Source organism: Streptomyces sp. NPDC040589 (assembly GCF_055594445.1).
On record NZ_JBVIWP010000011.1, the window covers coordinates 167987 to 187193 of the forward strand.

Here is a 19207-nt window from a genome sequence, read left to right on the forward strand (position 1 = left end):
TACATGGCCTCGTTGCCGCTGACCCCTTCCGCAGACAGCCGGACCCGTGTGTCCGCGCTCCGAGAGGCCTTGGCCACCCGTGTGGTGGTGGCCGACGGAGCCATGGGCACCATGCTCCAGGCGCAGGACCCCACGCTCGAGGACTTCGAGAATCTCGAAGGCTGCAACGAGATCCTGAACCTGACGCGGCCGGACATCGTCCGTTCGGTCCACGACGCGTACTTCGCGGTGGGCGTGGACTGCGTCGAGACCAACACCTTCGGCGCCAACCACACGGCCGCGGCGGAGTACGAGATCTCCGACCGCGTGCACGAGCTGTCCGAGGCGGGTGCCCGGATCGCCCGCGAGGTGGCCGACGAGTACGCCGCCCGGGACGGCCGGCCGCGCTGGGTGCTCGGCTCCGTCGGCCCCGGCACCAAGCTGCCCACGCTCGGCCACGTCGCGTACGCCACCATCCGCGACGGCTACCAGGCCAACGCCGAGGGCATGCTCGCCGGCGGCGCGGACGCGCTGCTCGTGGAGACCACGCAGGACCTGCTCCAGACGAAGGCGTCCATCCTGGGCGCCCGCCGGGCCATGGAGGCCACCGGCGTCGACGTGCCCCTGCTCTGCTCGATGGCCTTCGAGACCACCGGCACCATGCTGCTCGGCTCCGAGATCGGCGCGGCGCTGACCGCGCTGGAGCCCCTCGGCATCGACATGATCGGCCTGAACTGCTCCACCGGCCCCGCCGAGATGAGCGAGCACCTGCGCTATCTGACGCGCCACTCGCGCATCCCGCTGCTGTGCATGCCGAACGCCGGCCTGCCGATCCTGACCAAGGACGGCGCCCACTTCCCGCTCGACGCCGAGGGCCTGGCCGACGCCCAGCAGAACTTCGTCCAGGACTACGGCCTGTCCCTGGTCGGCGGCTGCTGCGGCACCACCCCCGAGCACCTGCGCCAGCTGGTGGAGCGCGTCCGGGACGTCACCCCGAGCGAGCGCAGCCCGCAGCCCGAGCCGGGTGCCGCCTCCCTCTACCAGAGCGTGCCGTTCCGGCAGGACACCTCCTACCTGGCCATCGGCGAGCGCACCAACGCCAACGGCTCGAAGAAGTTCCGCGAGGCCATGCTGGACGCCCGCTGGGACGACTGCGTGGAGATCGCCAGGGAGCAGATCCGCGAAGGCGCGCACATGCTCGACCTGTGCGTCGACTACGTCGGCCGGGACGGCGCCGCCGACATGGAGGAACTGGCCGGCCGCTTCGCCACCGCCTCCACCCTGCCGATCGTGCTGGACTCCACCGAGATCGACGTCATCCAGGCCGGCCTGGAGAAGCTCGGCGGCCGCGCGGTGATCAACTCGGTGAACTACGAGGACGGCGACGGCCCCGAGTCCCGCTTCGCCAAGGTCACCCAGCTCGCCAAGGAGCACGGCGCCGCCCTCATCGCGCTGACCATCGACGAGGAGGGCCAGGCCCGCACCGCCGAGAAGAAGGTCGAGATCGCCGAACGGCTCATCGACGACCTGACCGGGAACTGGGGCATCCACGAGGAGGACATCCTCGTCGACTGCCTGACCTTCACCATCTGCACCGGCCAGGAGGAGTCCCGCAAGGACGGCATCGCCACCATCGAGGGCATCCGCGAGCTGAAGCGGCGCCACCCGAAGGTGCAGACCACGCTCGGCCTGTCCAACATCTCCTTCGGCCTCAACCCGGCCGCCCGCATCCTGCTCAACTCCGTCTTCCTCGAGGAGTGCGTCAAGGCGGGCCTGGACTCGGCGATCGTGCACGCCAGCAAGATCCTCCCGATCGCCCGCTTCAGCGAGGAAGAGGTCGGAACGGCCCTCGACCTGATCTACGACCGCCGCGCCGAGGGCTACGACCCGCTCCAGAAGCTCATGCAGCTGTTCGAGGGCGCCACCGCCAAGTCCCTCAAGGCCGGCAAGGCCGAGGAACTGGCCGCCCTGCCGCTGGACGAGCGCCTGAAGCGGCGCATCATCGACGGCGAGCGCAACGGCCTGGAGGCCGACCTGGACGACGCCCTCCAGGAGCGCTCCGCCCTCGACATCGTCAACGCGACCCTGCTGGACGGCATGAAGGTCGTCGGTGAGCTTTTCGGCTCCGGCCAGATGCAGCTGCCGTTCGTCCTCCAGTCCGCAGAGGTGATGAAGACGGCCGTCGCCCACCTCGAACCGCACATGGAGAAGACCGACGAGGCCGGCAAGGGCACCATCGTCCTGGCCACCGTCCGCGGCGACGTGCACGACATCGGCAAGAACCTCGTCGACATCATCCTGTCCAACAACGGCTACAACGTCGTCAACCTCGGCATCAAGCAGCCGGTCTCCGCGATCCTGGACGCCGCCGAGGAGCACAGGGCCGATGTCATCGGCATGTCCGGACTCCTGGTCAAGTCCACCGTGATCATGAAGGAGAACCTGGAGGAGCTGAACCAGCGCGGACTGGCGGCGAACTTCCCGGTCATCCTCGGCGGCGCCGCCCTCACCCGGGCCTACGTCGAGCAGGATCTGCACGAGATCTACGAGGGCGAGGTCCGCTACGCCCGCGACGCCTTCGAGGGCCTGCGCCTGATGGACGCCCTGATCGGCGTCAAGCGGGGCGTGCCGGGAGCGAAGCTGCCCGAGCTGAAGCAGCGCCGCGTCCGGGCCACCGCCCAGGCCGTGGTCGAGGAGCGCCTTGAGGAGGGGCACGTCCGCTCCGACGTCGCCACCGACAACCCCGTCCCCGAGCCGCCCTTCCAGGGCACGCGCGTGATCAAGGGCATCCAGCTCAAGGAGTACGCGAGCTGGCTCGACGAGGGCGCCCTGTTCAAGGGCCAGTGGGGCCTGAAGCAGAACCGCGCCGGAGACGGCCCGTCGTACGAGGAGCTCGTCGAGACCGAGGGCCGGCCCCGGCTGCGCGGCCTGCTGGACCGGCTCCAGACGGAGAACCTGCTGGAGGCGGCCGTCGTCTACGGCTACTTCCCGTGCGTCTCCAAGGACGACGACCTGATCCTTCTGGACGAGCGGGGCAACGAGCGCACCCGCTTCACCTTCCCGCGCCAGCGCCGGGGCCGTCGCCTGTGCCTGGCCGACTTCTTCCGCCCGGAGGAGTCCGGCGAGACGGACGTCGTGGGCCTCCAGGTCGTCACCGTCGGCTCGCGCATCGGCGAGGAGACCGCCCGGATGTTCGAGGCCAACGCCTATCGCGACTACCTCGAACTGCACGGGCTGTCCGTGCAGTTGGCCGAGGCGCTCGCCGAGTACTGGCACGCGCGCGTGCGTTCCGAACTCGGCTACGCCGGCGAGGACCCGGACGAGATGCAGGGCATGTTCGAGCTGAAGTACCGGGGCGCCCGCTTCTCCCTCGGCTACGGCGCCTGCCCCAATCTGGAGGACCGCGCCAAGATCGCCGACCTGCTCCAGCCGGAGCGCATCGGCGTCCACCTGTCCGAGGAGTTCCAGCTGCACCCCGAGCAGTCCACGGACGCCATCGTGATCCACCACCCGGAAGCGAAGTACTTCAACGCCCGCTGAGCCGCCCCACCGGGCACACGGGCCAAAAGAGGCGCTTCGTCCGCGCACGACGTAGACTGGTCGGTCCACCGCAGGCCGGTTCCCCTCGTGGGAACCGGCCTGAACGTCCCTCAAGGAGGTACGTGGATGACCAGTACGGTCCCCGCGCTCGGAACCCGCACGGCCGAGGGCTCCGCCCTGCAGGCGGTGCTCCTCGACATGGACGGCACTCTGGTGGACACGGAGGGCTTCTGGTGGGACGTCGAGGCGGAGGTCTTCGCCTCCCTCGGCCACACGCTCGACGAGTCCTGGCGCCATGTCGTGGTCGGCGGCCCCATGACCCGCAGCGCGGGCTTCCTGATCGAGGCCACCGGCGCAGACATCACCCTCGACGAGCTCACCGTGCTGCTCAACGACGGCTTCGAGGACCGCATCGACCGCGCCCTGCCGCTGATGCCCGGCGCCGGCCGGCTGCTGGCCGAGCTGTACGAGTACGAGATCCCGACGGCCCTGGTCTCCGCCTCGCACCGGCGCATCATCGACCGGGTGCTGACCTCGCTGGGCGCGCACCACTTCCGTCTGACGGTGGCCGGTGACGAGGTGCCGCGCACCAAGCCCCACCCCGACCCGTACCTGGCGGCCGCCGCCGGACTCGGCGCGGATCCGGCCCGGTGCGCCGTCATCGAGGACACCGCGACCGGGGTCGCCGCCGCCGAGGCCGCGGGCTGCCACGTCGTGGCGGTGCCCTCCGTGGCCCCCATCACCCCGGCCCTCCGCCGTACGGTCGTCACCTCCCTCGAAGAGGTCGACCTGACATTTCTGCACGGGCTGATGACGGAAATGCGCTAGCCGTTCACCCAGCGTGCGGCGGAGTTAAGGCGGTAATTTCGCAGATGAATTCGACCCTCTCCGGGCGATCTCCGGACGGTCGAATTACCGTACTCCGGAACCCGTTTGCGGTGTGACGTTCCCCACGCGGTCAGGGGTCGACAGCGGATTCGGCATGTGCCCTGGGGGGCTGTTGACGTGCCCTTGTGTCCCGATTGGTGGAACGCTGTACCAAAGCTTCCGCCATCGGGTTTTCGGTGTGTCCACGCCCGGTTCCGCAGCGTGATGAGGGCTCAACTCCGGTCGCTGCGAACCTTCCTGCCAGCCCGGACTAATCTCGTTGCGAGAACATCGCCCCACCCCCCGTGATCCGCTGCGCCACCCCTGCATGCCGGGTACACGGAGTCGACAGCTCTGGAGAAACTCGAGCATGAACCGCAAGACTTTGGTGCTGCCGGCCGTGATCGGCCTGCTCGCGCCGGTGCTCGCCGCTTGCGGCGGGTCCGACAGCGGGAGCGACGACGGCGGCGCGATCGTCGTCGGCACCACGGACCGGTTCACCGCCTCGAAGGACGCCCCCGCACCCCTCGACCCGGCGTACGCCTACGACGTCGGCACCTGGAACATCCTGCGCCAGACCGTGCAGACCCTGATGATCCAGCCGCGCGGCGAGGGCGACCCGGTGCCGGAGGCGGCCGAGAGGTGCGGCTTCACCGACACCGGCAACGAGCGCTACGCCTGCACCCTGCGCGACGGCCTGAAGTTCGCGAACGGCGACCCCGTCACCGCGTCCGACGTGAAGTACTCCATCGACCGCGCCCGCTCCCTCAAGGCCGACAGCGGCGTGTTCGCGCTGCTGTCCACCATCGACACCGTCGAGACGCAGGGCGACCGCGACGTCGTCTTCCACCTGAAGAACGCCGACGCCACCTTCCCGTACAAGCTGTCGACCCCGGTCGCCGGCATCGTCGACCCCGACGACTACCCGAAGAACGGGCTGCGCGACGGCTTCGACCTCGAAGGCTCCGGCCCGTACACCCTCAAGGCCGACGTCGAGAACGACGAGCTGGTCCGGGCCGAGTTCACCCGGAACCCCGACTACAAGGGGAGCCTGAAGGTGAACAACGACAAGATCGACATGGTCTCCTTCAAGGACACCGACGCCATGGGCGAGGCGATCGACAAGGGCGACATCGACCTGATGACCCGCACCATGTCGCCGGACCAGATCCGCAAGCTCTCGGGCGACGCGGACACCGGCATCGACCTCGTCGAGATGCCCGGCCTGGAGATCCGCTACCTGGGCTTCAACACGGACGCCCCGACCGTCGAGTCCAAGGCCGTGCGCCAGGCGATGGCCCAGGTCGTCAACCGCAGCGCGCTGGTCTCCAAGGTCTACGGCTCCCAGGCCGAGCCGCTGTACTCGCTGGTCCCGGCCAGCGTCACGGGCCACTCCAACTCGTTCTTCAACAAGTACGGCGACGCCAACGTCACCAAGGCCCGCTCCCTGCTCAACCAGGCGAACATCACCACGCCGGTGAAGCTGACGCTGCACTACACGACCGACCACTACGGCCCGGCCACCAAGAAGGAGTTCGAGGTCCTGCGCGACCAGCTGAACTCCAGCGGCCTGTTCGACGTAGGTATCAAGGGAACGCCGTGGGACACGTTCCGCCCGGCCGAGAAGAAGGGTGAGTACGACGTCTACGGTATGGGCTGGTTCCCCGACTTCCCGGACGCCGACAACTTCCTCGCGCCGTTCCTCGACAGGGACAACACCCTTGGCTCGCCGTACGACAACAGCCAGATCCGCAACACCCTGATCCCGGAGTCCCGCCGCGAGGCGGACCGGTTGTCCGCCTCCACCAGCCTGACGGACATTCAGGATATCGTCGCCTCCGACGTGCCGGTGCTGCCGCTGTGGCAGGGCAAGCAGTACGTCGCCGCGCGCGACGACATCACGGGTACCGCCTACGCGCTCAACTCCGCGTCGACGCTCCAGTTGTGGGAGCTCGGCCGGGGCGTGAGCGGCTGACGTACCCGCTGGAACCCCGGGGCCTGTGACCGCGGCCCCCGGGGAGCCGTGCCCCGGAGCCAGGGACATGCTCCGGGTGTTCTCGAGAACCGACGACAAGGCACACACGTGAACATACGCAACCAGTGGCCGGTCCTGCCGATCGTGGCGGGGCTCGCCTCCGGCCTGCTGACCGGCTGCGGCACGGAGAGCGGGGACTCCGCGGGTGAGGGCTCCAACGTGGTGGTGGGGATGTCTGACGACGTCCTGGCCACCGACCCGGCCTCCGGCTACGACCCCGGCTCCTGGCTGTTGTTCAACAACGTCTTCCAGTCGCTGCTCAGCTTCCCCAAGGGCGCCACGGAACCGCAGCCCGAGGCCGCCGAGAGCTGCGCCTTCACCGACACGCAGAGCTCGGTCTACCGGTGCACGCTGAAGGACGGCCTCAAGTTCAGCAACGGCGACGCCCTCACCTCGGAGGACGTCAAGTTCTCCTTCGAGCGGATGCTGAAGATCAACGACCCCGACGGGCCCGCGATCATGTTCCCCACGCTGGACGAGGTGGAGACCCCGGACGAGGCCACGGTCGTCTTCCACCTCAACACGTCCGACGCCACCTTCCCCAGCAAGATCGCCTCCGGCGCCGGCTCCATCGTCGACCACAACGAGTACGACGCGGGCAAGCTGCGCAAGGACGGCGAGGCCGTCGGCTCCGGCCCCTACAAGCTCGACTCGTTCGACGACGGCCAGGCCGTCTTCTCCGTCAACGAGAACTACAAGGGCACCGCCAAGGTGAGCAACACCGGCGTGACCCTGAAGTTCTTCGACGGCGACCAGACCGCCCTGAAGCAGGCCATCGGGAACGAAGAAGTCGACATCGCCTACCGCGGCCTCACCGCGGGCGACATCGCCGACATGGAGAAGGCCGACGACGGCACCGGCACCGAGGTCGTCGAGGGCAGCAGCGCCGAGGTCCAGCACCTGGTGTTCAACATGGACGACCCCGTCGCCGGAAAGCTCGGCGTACGCAAGGCCATCGCCCACCTGCTCGACCGCGAAGCCCTCATCAGGGACGTCTACCAGGGCACGGCGACCCCGCTGTACTCGATCATCCCGGCCGGTGTCGCCGGCCACAACACGGCCTTCTTCGACACCTACGGCGCCCGCCCCTCCCGGTCCAAGGCGGCCGACGCGCTGCGTGCCGACGGCATCACCGGCAAGGTGAAGCTGACCCTCTGGTCGACCCCGTCCCGCTACGGCCCCGCCACCGACCAGGAGTTGACGGCCATCGCCGGCCAGCTCAACGCCAGCGGCCTGTTCGACGCGGACGTCAAGTCGGTCTCCTTCGCCCAGTACGAGAAGGACATCGCGGCCGGCAAGTACGGCGTCTACGTGAAGGGCTGGGTGCCCGACTACCCGGACGCCGACAACTTCACCGCCCCCTTCTTCGGCAAGGGCAACGTGCTGGGCAACAACTACGACAACGACACCATCACCGGCACGCTCATCCCGAGCACCGCCGCCCTGACCAACCGCGCCGCCACCGACAAGGAGTTCGGGGAGCTGCAGGACATCGTCGCCGACGAGCTCCCCGTCCTGCCCGTGTGGCAGGCCAAGCAGTACGCGGTCGCGCGCGAAGGTGTCTACGGCCTGGAGTACTGCCTCGACGCGTCGACCGTGTTCCGCTTCTGGGAGCTGAGCAAGGACGCGTGACGCACACGTGTGAAAGGGCGCCCTCTGCCTCGGCAGGGGGCGCCCTTCACGTTGCCGGCGTCACTGCGCGCCGGGGCGCACCAGCCCGCTCTCGTACGCGTACACCGCCGCCTGCACACGGTCGCGCAGGCCCAGCTTGGTCAGCACGTGCCCGACGTGCGTCTTGACGGTGGTCTCGCTGACGAACAGGTCGGCGGCGATCTCGGCGTTGGACAGTCCGCGCGCCACCAGCTTCAGCACCTCGACCTCGCGGTCGGTGAGCGTGTGCAGCGTGTCCGGCACCGGCTCCTCACCGGAGGGCAGATGCGTGGCGTACTTGTCGAGCAGCCGGCGCGTGATGCTCGGCGCGAGCATCGCCTCGCCCGCGGCCACGACCCGGATCGCCTGCACCAGCTCGTTGGCCGGGGCGTCCTTCAGCAGGAAGCCGCTGGCACCGGCCCGCAGCGCCTCCACCACGTACTCGTCGAGGTCGAAAGTGGTCAGTACCAGCACCTTCGCCGGGCCGTCCCGCTCGGGGCCCGTGATCTGCCGGGTCGCCTCCACACCGTCCATCCGCGGCATGCGGATGTCCATCAGGACCACGTCGGGCTGCAGGGCCCGCACCTGGTCGAGCGCCTGGAGGCCGTCTCCGGCCTCGCCGACGACCGCGATGTCCTGCTCGGCCTCCAGAATCATCCGGAAGCCCGTGCGGAGCAGCGGCTGGTCGTCGACCAGTAGGACACGGATGGCCACGTAAGTCTCCTTAGCTAGTCCGGCCCCATTCTGCCCTGCGCGGGCCCGCCGGACTCCGCCGCCCTCACCGGCAACGGATAGGGCGGGGGAGTACCGCCGAACTCCGGGCAGTGGGCCTGGTGGTCGCACCAGCCGCACAGCTTCGTGGGGCGCGGCCGCCAGTCACCCGTCTCCGTCGCCAGCCGGATCGCCTCCCACAACGCCAGCAGCTTGCGCTCGACCCGCTCCAGGTCGGCGAGGACCGGGTCGTACGTCACCACCTGACCGCTGCCCAGATACACCAGCTGGAGCCGCCGCGGCACCACGTTCTTCAGCCGCCAGACCACGAGGGCGTAGAACTTCATCTGGAACAGGGCGCCCTCGGAGTACTCGGGCCTGGGAGCCTTCCCCGTCTTGTAGTCGACGATCCGGACCTCACCCGTGGGGGCCACGTCGACCCGGTCGATGATCCCGCGCAGCCGCAGCCCCGAGTCCAGCTCGGTCTCGACGAACAGCTCCCGCTCGGCCGGCTCCAGCCGGCTGGGGTCCTCCAGGGAGAACCAGCGCTCCACGAGCCGCTCCGCCTCGCCCAGCCAGCGCGCCAGCCGCTCGCCCTGCGGATCGTCGGCGAACAGTTCCACGACCTCCGGCCGCGACTCGCGCAGCCGGTCCCACTGGCCGGGGATCAGCGACTTCGCCCGCGGCGCGGTGCGCTCGGCCGCCGGGGCGTCGAAGAGCCGCTCCAGGACCGCGTGCACCAGCGTGCCCCTGGTCGCCGCCTCGCTGGGCTTCTCCGGCAGCCTGTCGATGACCCGGAAGCGGTAGAGCAGCGGGCACTGCATGAAGTCGCTCGCACGCGAGGGGGAGAGCGTCGAGGGCGGTATGGCGGTGGGCGCCGTCACGGTCGCCGTCTCCACCGCCGTCTCGATGACCGCCTCCACGGACCCTGCCGGGACCGGCGGATCCACCGCCGCGGCAGGGCTGCTGTCGGGCTGTGGCGCGCCCTCGGTGCTCGTCTCCATGCCCCAGACCATACGGCCCGCCACTGACAGTGACCCGCCCGCGGTCGCGCCGTGTACGACGCCGGGAGCCGGGAAGGGACGGGACGGACGGGAAACACAGGGGTGCCGGGGCGGAACGCGCCCCGACGGACGCATACCATCGACTCGAGACCCTCCCGGCCGGCAGGTGCGGGAGACGCTTCGAACGAGGGGACACCGGTGGACGAGAGCGGCGGGCGCGGGCAGCCGCGGTCCGGCAACGACGAGTCGGCCGAGCGCCACGCAGGGGCTCCGGCCCGGGCCACCGACCCGACCGCCGCCGACGAACAGCCCACGGACGGACGGCGTTTCCCCTCCGAGCAGCACGACGACGCCCCGGAGGCAGGACCCGCGGCGACACCGCCGGCCGGGCCGGCCCGGCCCGAGGACGACTCCACAGCGGACCAGGACTCCGGCGCGGCCGAAGGAGACCGTCCGTCGTTGCGCAAGCCCGGCCCGACGGGAGACTCCGCGACCGGCCAGAACCCCGGTGAGGCCCCGGCCCCGGACCCCGGCGCCCCGGACCACCGGCAGCAGCCCTCCACCCCTGACCCGAACAGCCGCACCGAGCCCGCCGCGCCCGGCCCCGGCGACCGCCCCTTCGCCCACTCCGCCGACGGCAAGGGCCCCGCTCCCCAGCGGCCTCCGGAGCCCCGGGGCGGTCTGCTCATGGGACGGCCCTTCGGGGTGCCCGTGTACGTCGCGCCCAGCTGGTTCCTCGTCGCGGCGCTGATCACCTGGGTGTTCGGCGGGCAGCTGGAGCGCGTCCTGCCCGAGCTCGGCGCCGCCCGGTACCTGGTCTCCCTGTTCTTCGCGGTCGCCTTCTATGCCTCCGTGCTCGTCCACGAACTGGCCCACACCGTCGCCGCCCTCCGCTTCAAGCTCCCGGTCCGCCGCATCCAGCTCCAGTTCTTCGGCGGCGTCTCCGAGATCGAGAAGGAGGCCGAGACCCCCGGCCGCGAGTTCGTGCTCGCCTTCGTCGGGCCCCTGCTCTCCCTCCTGCTCTCGGGCGTCTTCTACCTCGCCATGCAGACCGTGGACCCCGGCACCGTCCCGGGCGTCCTGCTGGCCGGCCTGATGATCTCCAACCTCATCGTGGCCGCGTTCAACCTCCTGCCCGGCCTGCCCCTCGACGGCGGCCGTATGCTCCGCGCCGTCGTCTGGAAGATCACCGGCAAGCCGATGGCCGGCACCGTCGCCGCCGCCTGGGTCGGCCGCGTCCTCGCCGTCTCGGTCCTCATCGGCCTGCCGCTGCTGACCCATTCCGGCGCCCTCGGCTCCGACGCCGTCGACAACGTCGGCCTGGACACCGTCCTGGACGCCCTGCTCGCCGCCATCCTCGCCGCGATCATCTGGACCGGCGCCGGCAACAGCCTGCGCATGGCCCGGCTGCGCGAGCACCTCCCCGAGCTGCGCGCCCGTGCGCTCACCCGCCGCGCGGTCCCCGTCGAGACCCACACCCCGCTCTCGGAGGCCCTGCGCCGCGCCAACACCGCCGGCGCCCGCGCCCTGGTCGTCGTCGACGCCGACGGCAAACCCCTCTCGCTGGTCCGCGAGGCCGCGATCGTCGGCGTACCCGAACACCGCCGCCCCTGGGTCGCGGTCAGCGGCCTCGCCCAGGACCTCACCGACGGCATGCGCGTCTCGGCGGAACTGTCGGGGGAGGAACTGCTCGACGCCCTCAGGGCGACGCCCGCCACCGAGTACCTCGTCGTCGAGGAGACCGGCGAGATCTACGGTGTCCTGTCGGCGGCCGACGTGGAGCGGGCCTTCGTGAAGGCCATGGCAAGGCCGAGCTGAAGTGGTCGGAGCCCCCTCCGGGGACCGGTAGGCTGTTCACATGTCCGAACCGACCGGTGCCGCCCGCAGGCGCGGGCCCTTCAAGGTCGGGGACCAGGTACAGCTGACCGACCCCAAGGGCCGCCACTACACGTTCACGCTCGAGGCCGGGAAGAACTTCCACACCCACAAGGGTTCCTTCCCCCACGACGAACTGATCGGCGCTCCCGAGGGCAGCGTTGTCCGCACCACCGGGAACGTCGCCTACCTCGCGCTGCGCCCCCTGCTCCCCGACTACGTCCTGTCCATGCCCCGCGGGGCAGCCGTCGTCTACCCGAAGGACGCGGGGCAGATCCTCGCCTTCGCCGACATCTTCCCCGGCGCGCGCGTCGTCGAGGCCGGCGTGGGCTCCGGCTCGCTCAGCAGCTTCCTGCTGCGCGCCATCGGCGACCAGGGCATGCTGCACAGCTACGAGCGCCGTGCGGACTTCGCCGAGATCGCCCAGGCGAACGTCGAGCGCTACTTCGGCGGCCCGCACCCCGCCTGGCAGCTCACCGTGGGTGACCTCCAGGACAACCTGTCCGACGCCGACGTGGACCGCGTCATCCTCGACATGCTCGCCCCCTGGGAGTGCCTGGAGGCCGTCTCCAAGGCGCTCGTCCCCGGCGGCATCCTGTGCTGCTACGTGGCGACCACCACCCAGCTCGCCCGGACCGTCGAGTCCATCCGCGAGATCGGCTGCTTCAACGAGCCGAGCGCCTGGGAGTCGATGATCCGCAACTGGCACATCGAGGGCCTGGCCGTCCGCCCGGACCACCGGATGATCGGCCACACCGGCTTCCTGCTCACCGCCCGCCGCCTCGCCGACGGCGTCGAGCCGCCCATGCGCCGCCGCCGCCCCGCAAAGGGCGCCTACGGCGAGGACTACGCCGGACCCAACGCCGACGGCGGCAGCGGCCGCTGAGGCGACGCGCCGCCGCACACAACGCACAGGCGCCGTGGCGGAGTTCCCTGATCCACTCCGGGAACTCCGCCACGGCGCCTTTCCGTTGCCCCTGACGGCGCCGTCGCGGGTGAACCATGATGCTCATCGGTTGACCTGACAGATCACTATCGCGGCCGGCCCCGCCGACGCGATGCGCGGCGGCAGCGGCCCGTGCCGCGGGCGGGCCCGCTGACACAGCGGCAGGAACCGTAACTCTCCTGACTTCCCCGGCACAGGACGTGCACACCCCGCCGTTCCCAGGTGGTGTGACGTGTGGCACCATCTTGGCCATCCCCCCTTGGCCAACCCACCGGCACAGCCCTCAGGAGACACTCCTAGTGCAGCCTTCCGCCGTCCCGGAGCTCGCCCACACCCACACCCGCCCCATCCACTGGCTCGCCACGGCCACGGCCGTCGCCGGCGTCGTGGCCCTCTCCTCGTTCCTGCAGCCGGGTGCGGCGACGGCGGCCCAGGCGGCCGCCCCCGAGACCAGAAGCGCTCCGGCGGCCGTCGCCCCGCCCGACCCGGCCGCGGTGACGTTCCCGATCGAGTGCGGCCCGGTGAAGGCCGTGGTGAAGAAGCGGGCTTCCGGAGACCTCGACGGCGACGGCTTCCCCGAGACGGTGGCCGTGGTCCACTGCGACTCCCCGATGGGCACCCCGCCGGACGGCGTCTACGTCCTCACCCGGGACGGCGACGGCGGCAAGCCGCGCGTGGTGGCGACCCTGCTCGACCCCAAGGACGGCAACACCGTCAGTGACTTCGCCGTACGTCAGGGCGCCGTCACGGCCACGCTCTTCGGCTACTCGTCGGCCGACGTGCCGCGTTGCTGCCCCGACGTGAAGAGCGACGTGAAATGGCGTTGGCAGAACGGCGCGTTCGTCCGCTCGACACCGTCCGGCGCCCGCAGCGTGTGAGGCGCCCGCGCCCCCGCGTGTGAGATATCAGACAGGAGTGACGGAGTGTACGGAAGGAGTCACTCCGCGTCCGGACCGTAGACCTCGGCCCTGTCCGAAACTCGACGTACGTGGATGCACTCGCCCGGGCACTCCTTCGCGGAGTCGACCACGTCCGTGAGAAGCGGCAGCGGTACGGGCGTTGTGGCGCCCTTGTCCTGGAGCAGCTCGTCGTCGGCGCTCTTGACATAGGCCAGACCGTCGATGTCCAGCTCGAACACCTCGGGCGCGTACTGGGCGCAGATGCCGTCGCCGGTACACAGGTCCTGGTCGATCCAGACCTCCAGAGCCTCGCCGTCGACACCGGCCTCCTGCTGCACGCTCATGTCTCCTGCCGTTTCATGCGTCGAGCCGTATCGGGAATCCGGCCAGCTCTGACGGGTGTTGAACGCTTCGACCCTACCTCCGGCTGGGTTCCATTCATGTTCGGTGGGTATTCCCCTGGCGTGAGGGAGAGCGCAAGGGTGAAGATCGGACACACCCCGACCGTCTTTGTGATCTAGGGGTTTCAATCGACACCCGCCCAGGTAGGGTCTGGAAGCGTCCAGCTCCCCTTGGAGGAGGTGAGGACCGTGGCAGCCCACGACGACGACATGAACCGCGGCATCCGCCCGGGACGCGGGTCCGACGACCCGGCCGGGCAGATCGCTTACCTTGAGCAGGAGATCGCCGTCCTGCGACGCAAGCTCGCCGACTCTCCGCGGCACACGAGGATTCTCGAAGAGCGGATCGTCGAGCTGCAGACCAATCTGGCCGGCGTGTCCGCGCAGAACGAGCGGCTCGCCAACACGCTCCGTGAGGCCCGTGACCAGATTGTGGCCCTCAAAGAGGAGGTCGACCGGCTCGCGCAGCCGCCGGCCGGCTTCGGGGTCTTTCTGCAGGCGAACGAGGACGGCACCGCCGACATCTTCACCGGTGGCCGCAAGCTCAGGGTGAACGTCAGCCCCAGCGTCGAGCTCGACGAGCTCCGGCGCGGCCAGGAATTGATGCTCAACGAAGCGCTCAACGTGGTCGAGGCCATGGAGTACGAGAGCGTCGGAGACATCGTCACCCTCAAGGAGATCCTCGAGGACGGCGAGCGGGCCCTGGTGCTCGGGCACACCGACGAGGAGCGGGTGGTGCGGCTCGCCGAGCCGCTGCTGGACGTCACCATCCGCCCCGGCGACGCCCTCCTGCTCGAACCGCGCTCCGGCTACGTCTACGAGGTCGTGCCGAAGAGCGAGGTCGAGGAGCTCGTCCTCGAAGAGGTCCCCGACATCGGCTACGAGCAGATCGGCGGTCTCGGCGGCCAGATCGAGGCCATCCGCGACGCGGTCGAGCTCCCGTATCTCTACCCGGACCTGTTCAAGGAGCACGAACTGCGGCCGCCGAAGGGCGTCCTGCTGTACGGGCCCCCCGGCTGCGGAAAGACCCTGATCGCCAAGGCCGTGGCCAACTCACTGGCCAAGAAGGTCGCCGAGGTGACCGGCCAGGCCCAGGGCAAGAGCTTCTTCCTCAACATCAAGGGCCCCGAGCTCCTGAACAAGTACGTCGGTGAGACGGAGCGGCAGATCCGCCTCGTCTTCCAGCGGGCCCGTGAGAAGGCCAGCGAGGGCACCCCCGTCATCGTCTTCTTCGACGAGATGGAGTCCCTCTTCCGTACCCGTGGCTCCGGTGTCAGCTCGGACGTGGAGAACACCATCGTCCCGCAGCTGCTCGCCGAGATCGACGGCGTGGAGGGCCTGCAGAACGTGGTCGTGATCGGCGCCTCCAACCGTGAGGACATGATCGACCCCGCCATCCTGCGGCCCGGCCGGCTCGACGTGAAGATCAAGATCGAGCGTCCGGACGCCGAGGCGGCCAAGGACATCTTCGGCAAGTACCTCACCGAGCGCCTCCCGCTGCACGGCGACGACCTCGCCGAGCACGGAGACTCCAAGGCGTCCACGGTCCAGAGCATGATCCAGACGGCCGTGGAACAGATGTACGCCGAGTCCGAGGAGAACCGCTTCCTGGAGGTCACCTACGCCAATGGTGACAAGGAAGTCCTCTACTTCAAGGACTTCAATTCCGGCGCCATGATCGAGAACATCGTGGGCCGTGCCAAGAAGATGGCGATCAAGGACTTCCTCGAGAAGAACCAGAAGGGTCTCCGCGTCTCCCACCTCCTCCAGGCCTGCGTGGACGAGTTCAAGGAGAACGAGGACCTGCCCAACACCACCAACCCGGACGACTGGGCCCGGATCTCCGGAAAGAAGGGCGAGCGGATCGTGTACATCCGTACGCTCATCACCGGAAAGCAGGGCGCGGACACCGGACGCTCCATCGACACGGTGGCGAACACCGGTCAGTACCTGTAAAAGGCAGGGCGGCTGCGGGTGCCCTCGGCGGGTACCCGCAGCCGACTGTTTTTCAGGCCACGGCTGGAGCAACGCAATGACGCAAATGATCTCCCCACCAGCGCAAAGGCGTTCTAGGCTCTTCCGTACCGCCGAGTCGCGCAGTGCGGGGACGGGCACCGCACACGCAACCGAGCGCCAGCGGTATCTGAGTGGCGCCCACGACCGAGGGTGCCGCCGGGCAAGGAGGGCCGCATGACCGTACGGCGAGTAATGGGCATCGAGACGGAGTACGGGATCTCCGTCCCCGGCCACCCCAACGCCAATGCCATGCTCACCTCGTCCCAGATCGTGAACGCCTACGCGGCTGCGATGCACCGGGCCCGCCGGGCTCGCTGGGACTTCGAGGAGGAGAACCCGCTGCGGGACGCGCGAGGCTTCGACCTCGCCCGCGAGGCCGCCGACTCCAGCCAGCTCACCGACGAGGACATCGGCCTGGCCAACGTGATCCTCACCAACGGTGCGCGGCTCTACGTCGACCACGCGCACCCCGAGTACAGCGCCCCCGAGGTGACCAACCCCCGGGACGCCGTCCTCTGGGACAAGGCCGGCGAGCGGATCATGGCCGAGGCCGCGGAGCGGGCCGCACAGCTGCCCGGTGCCCAGCCGATCCACCTGTACAAGAACAACACCGACAACAAGGGCGCGTCCTACGGCACGCACGAGAACTACCTGATGAAGCGGGAGACCCCCTTCTCGGACATCGTGCGCCATCTGACGCCGTTCTTCGTCTCCCGTCAGGTCTTCACCGGGGCGGGCCGCGTCGGCATCGGCCAGGACGGGCACGAGCACGGCTTCCAGCTCAGTCAGCGGGCCGACTACTTCGAGGTGGAGGTCGGCCTCGAGACGACGCTCAAGCGCCCGATCATCAACACCCGCGACGAGCCGCACGCGGACGCCGAGAAGTACCGCCGCCTGCATGTGATCATCGGCGACGCGAACCTGTCGGAGATCTCGACGTATCTGAAGCTGGGTACGACGGCTCTCGTCCTGTCGATGATCGAGGACGGCTTCATCGCGGTGGACCTCGCCGTCGACCAGCCTGTCCGTACGCTGCACCAGGTCTCGCACGACCCGTCGCTCAAGCGCCTGGTCACGCTCCGTAGCGGCCGAACGCTCACCGCGGTCCAGCTGCAGATGGAGTACTACGAGCTCGCGCGCAAGTACGTGGAGGAGCGGTTCGGGGCCGACGCCGACGACCAGACCAAGGACGTCCTGTCGCGGTGGGAGGACACCCTCACCCGACTGGAGCACGACCCGATGAGTCTGGCCGGCGAGCTGGACTGGGTCGCCAAGCGGGAGCTCATGGAGGGCTACCGGCGCCGGGACAGCCTCGACTGGGACGCGGCGCGCCTGCACCTGGTGGACCTCCAGTACGCCGACGTGCGGCCCGAGAAGGGCCTGTACAACCGTCTGGTGGCCCGTGGGCGCATGAAGCGGCTGCTGACCGAGGCGGACATCGAGCGGGCCCGTACGGCGCCGCCTGAGGACACTCGCGCGTACTTCCGCGGTCGCTGCCTGGAGCAGTACGCCGACGACGTCGCGGCGGCCTCCTGGGACTCGGTGATCTTCGACCTGCCGGGCCGCGACTCCCTGCAGCGCGTTCCAACCCTGGAACCGCTTCGCGGAACGCGTAATCACGTCAAGGAGCTCCTGGACCGCTGCCGCACGGCGGAAGACCTGGTCAGGGTCCTGTCCGGCGGATGATCGCGTTCCGTGGGTACCCGGGAGGAGGCGGCCGGACAGGGTGGAAAATCCCGGGTCCGGGAATCATCGAGGTGGTCCCCGTACGTTGGAGCAACTGCGGGGCCATTGTCAGACCCGGCGAGTAGGGTCTGATCTTGACCGAGCAACTGTGTCGGGCGAACCGAGCGGGGTGAGGGATATGGCGACCAAGGACACCGGCGGCGGACAGCAGAAGGCCACCCGGTCCACCGAGGAGGTCGAGGAGCAGGCGGCGGAGACGCAGGCTTCCGAGGACCTCAAGGAGCGTCAGGAGAAACTGAGCGACGACGTGGACTCGGTCCTGGACGAGATCGACGACGTCCTCGAGGAGAACGCCGAGGACTTCGTGCGCTCCTTCGTTCAAAAGGGTGGCCAGTAAGGCGCCTTTGCCTTCATTCCGAAGGTGAGCGGGTCTGGGTGACGGACGGGTGGGGCGCGGAGCGCTGTGCGCGGGGCAGTGAGTGACGTGATGCCTTCGTGTGCGGCGCTCCGGGCGTCGCCGGCGTCCGGCAAGTGCGGCGTCGATCCGGTGGAGTTGGTCCCGCCGGACATGTGGATCACCGCCGAAGGACGGGTAGGGTCCGAGGCATGTCGTGCCCCCGGTCGCAACCGGACCGGGGTTGTTCCAAGGGATCGGCCCGACGTCACAGGGCGGGCTGTCGCATACGTGGAAGGAATCGCGTGGAAGCCAACACTCGTAGCACCGGGCGTCTACCAGCTGCCTTCCTGACGCCAGGGTCCTCCTCCTTCATGGACTTCCTGTCCGAGCACCAGCCGGAGATCCTGCCCGGCAACCGGCAACTGCCTCCCACCCAGGGCGTGATCGAGGCGCCGCACGGGACCACGATCGTCGCCGTGACGTTCCCCGGGGGCGTCGTGCTGGCCGGTGACCGCCGGGCGACGATGGGCAACGTCATCGCGCAGCGGGACATCGAGAAGGTCTTCCCGGCCGACGAGTACTCCGCGGTGGGCATCGCCGGTACGGCGGGTCTGGCCGTGGAGATGGTGAAGCTGTTCCAGCTGGAGCTGGAGCACTTCGAGAAGGTCGAGGGCGCGCAGCTGTCCCTGGAGGGCAAGGCGAACCGGCTGTCGACGATGATCCGCTCCAACCTCGGCATGGCCATGCAGGGCCTGGCCGTGGTGCCGCTGTTCGCGGGGTACGACGTGGGCCGCGACCGGGGCCGGATCTTCTCGTACGACGTGACGGGCGGCCGCTCCGAGGAGACGAACTTCGCGGCCACCGGCTCGGGCTCGATCTTCGCGCGTGGCGCCATGAAGAAGCTCTTCCGTGACGACCTGAGCGAGGAAGAGGCCACCACCCTGGTGGTCCAGGCCCTGTACGACGCGGCCGACGACGACTCGGCGACAGGCGGTCCCGACGTCGCCCGCCGGATCTACCCGATCGTCACCGTGATCACCGAGGACGGCTTCCGCCGGCTCACCGAGGAGGAATCCTCCGAGATCGCCCGCTCGATCCTGGCGCGGCGCCTCGAGCAGCCGGACGGCCCGCGGGCCGCGCTGCTCTAGACAGCGGCCGTTTCTTGTCAAGGTGATCCAGTGACTTCCACAGAAAGGGACGG

14 protein-coding genes are annotated in these 19207 nt (G+C 69.4%); 11 read left to right on the forward strand and 3 right to left on the reverse strand.

Annotation, left to right across the window (positions count from 1 at the left end; genetic code table 11):
• Nucleotides 1–3 precede the first annotated feature (3 nt).
• The 4 genes from metH to ACZ58V_RS35660 all read left to right on the forward strand — a co-directional run bounded on the left by metH (nucleotide 4) and on the right by ACZ58V_RS35660 (nucleotide 8053).
• Nucleotides 4–3519: a methionine synthase gene (gene metH / locus ACZ58V_RS35645; RefSeq protein ID WP_468197359.1), complete on the forward strand. Its 3516-nt coding sequence runs from the start codon at nucleotides 4–6 to the stop codon at nucleotides 3517–3519.
• 126 nt (nucleotides 3520–3645) lie between these two features.
• Nucleotides 3646–4347: an HAD family hydrolase gene (locus ACZ58V_RS35650; RefSeq protein WP_359896625.1), complete on the forward strand. Its 702-nt coding sequence runs from the start codon at nucleotides 3646–3648 to the stop codon at nucleotides 4345–4347.
• A 409-nt stretch (nucleotides 4348–4756) separates the two neighbouring features.
• Nucleotides 4757–6361 carry an ABC transporter substrate-binding protein gene (locus ACZ58V_RS35655; protein WP_468197362.1) on the forward strand — a complete coding sequence of 535 codons (1605 nt, stop codon included), beginning with the start codon at nucleotides 4757–4759 and terminating at the stop codon, nucleotides 6359–6361.
• A gap of 108 nt (nucleotides 6362–6469) precedes the next feature.
• Entirely contained in the window at nucleotides 6470–8053 is a 1584-nt protein-coding gene (locus ACZ58V_RS35660) for an ABC transporter substrate-binding protein (RefSeq protein ID WP_468197365.1), read from the forward strand.
• Nucleotides 8054–8113: 60 nt separating this feature from the next.
• On the opposite strand, the gene ACZ58V_RS35665 is transcribed toward ACZ58V_RS35660, so the two are convergent.
• Together ACZ58V_RS35665 and ACZ58V_RS35670 are read right to left on the reverse strand one after the other, a co-directional pair.
• Nucleotides 8114–8785, reverse strand: coding sequence for a response regulator (locus ACZ58V_RS35665; protein WP_103782216.1), 672 nt, complete (start codon nucleotides 8783–8785; stop codon nucleotides 8114–8116).
• A 14-nt stretch (nucleotides 8786–8799) separates the two neighbouring features.
• The gene (locus tag ACZ58V_RS35670; RefSeq protein WP_471295305.1) at nucleotides 8800–9786 is read right to left on the reverse strand and encodes a RecB family exonuclease; all 987 of its coding nucleotides are present in this window, start codon (nucleotides 9784–9786) and stop codon (nucleotides 8800–8802) included.
• A 198-nt stretch (nucleotides 9787–9984) separates the two neighbouring features.
• Here ACZ58V_RS35670 and ACZ58V_RS35675 point away from each other — a divergent pair, with 198 nt between their 5' ends.
• The 3 genes from ACZ58V_RS35675 to ACZ58V_RS35685 all read left to right on the forward strand — a co-directional run bounded on the left by ACZ58V_RS35675 (nucleotide 9985) and on the right by ACZ58V_RS35685 (nucleotide 13485).
• Complete coding sequence (locus ACZ58V_RS35675; protein ID WP_471295308.1) at nucleotides 9985–11604, forward strand: site-2 protease family protein; 1620 nt, start codon at nucleotides 9985–9987, stop codon at nucleotides 11602–11604.
• 40 nt (nucleotides 11605–11644) lie between these two features.
• Entirely contained in the window at nucleotides 11645–12547 is a 903-nt protein-coding gene (locus tag ACZ58V_RS35680) for a tRNA (adenine-N1)-methyltransferase (RefSeq protein WP_033311897.1), read from the forward strand.
• Nucleotides 12548–12906: 359 nt separating this feature from the next.
• Nucleotides 12907–13485 (forward strand): hypothetical protein, encoded by a 579-nt coding sequence (locus ACZ58V_RS35685; RefSeq protein ID WP_468197372.1) that lies wholly within the window; start codon nucleotides 12907–12909, stop codon nucleotides 13483–13485.
• Nucleotides 13486–13544: 59 nt separating this feature from the next.
• Here the strand turns inward: ACZ58V_RS35685 and ACZ58V_RS35690 are convergent, their stop codons facing one another.
• A complete protein-coding gene (locus ACZ58V_RS35690; protein ID WP_215122495.1) occupies nucleotides 13545–13850 on the reverse strand; it encodes a ferredoxin in 306 nt (101 codons plus the stop codon).
• Between the two features lie 246 nt (nucleotides 13851–14096).
• On the opposite strand from ACZ58V_RS35690, the gene arc reads away from it, so the two are divergent.
• From arc to prcB, 4 genes are all read left to right on the forward strand, one after another.
• Complete coding sequence (gene arc, locus ACZ58V_RS35695; protein WP_189726579.1) at nucleotides 14097–15863, forward strand: proteasome ATPase; 1767 nt, start codon at nucleotides 14097–14099, stop codon at nucleotides 15861–15863.
• 234 nt (nucleotides 15864–16097) lie between these two features.
• The gene (gene dop, locus ACZ58V_RS35700; RefSeq protein WP_344985039.1) at nucleotides 16098–17609 is read left to right on the forward strand and encodes a depupylase/deamidase Dop; all 1512 of its coding nucleotides are present in this window, start codon (nucleotides 16098–16100) and stop codon (nucleotides 17607–17609) included.
• A gap of 178 nt (nucleotides 17610–17787) precedes the next feature.
• Entirely contained in the window at nucleotides 17788–18006 is a 219-nt protein-coding gene (locus ACZ58V_RS35705) for a ubiquitin-like protein Pup (protein WP_019757212.1), read from the forward strand.
• 302 nt (nucleotides 18007–18308) lie between these two features.
• A complete protein-coding gene (prcB, locus tag ACZ58V_RS35710) occupies nucleotides 18309–19154 on the forward strand; it encodes a proteasome subunit beta (RefSeq protein ID WP_189726578.1) in 846 nt (281 codons plus the stop codon).
• The last annotated feature ends 53 nt before the right edge of the window (nucleotides 19155–19207 follow it).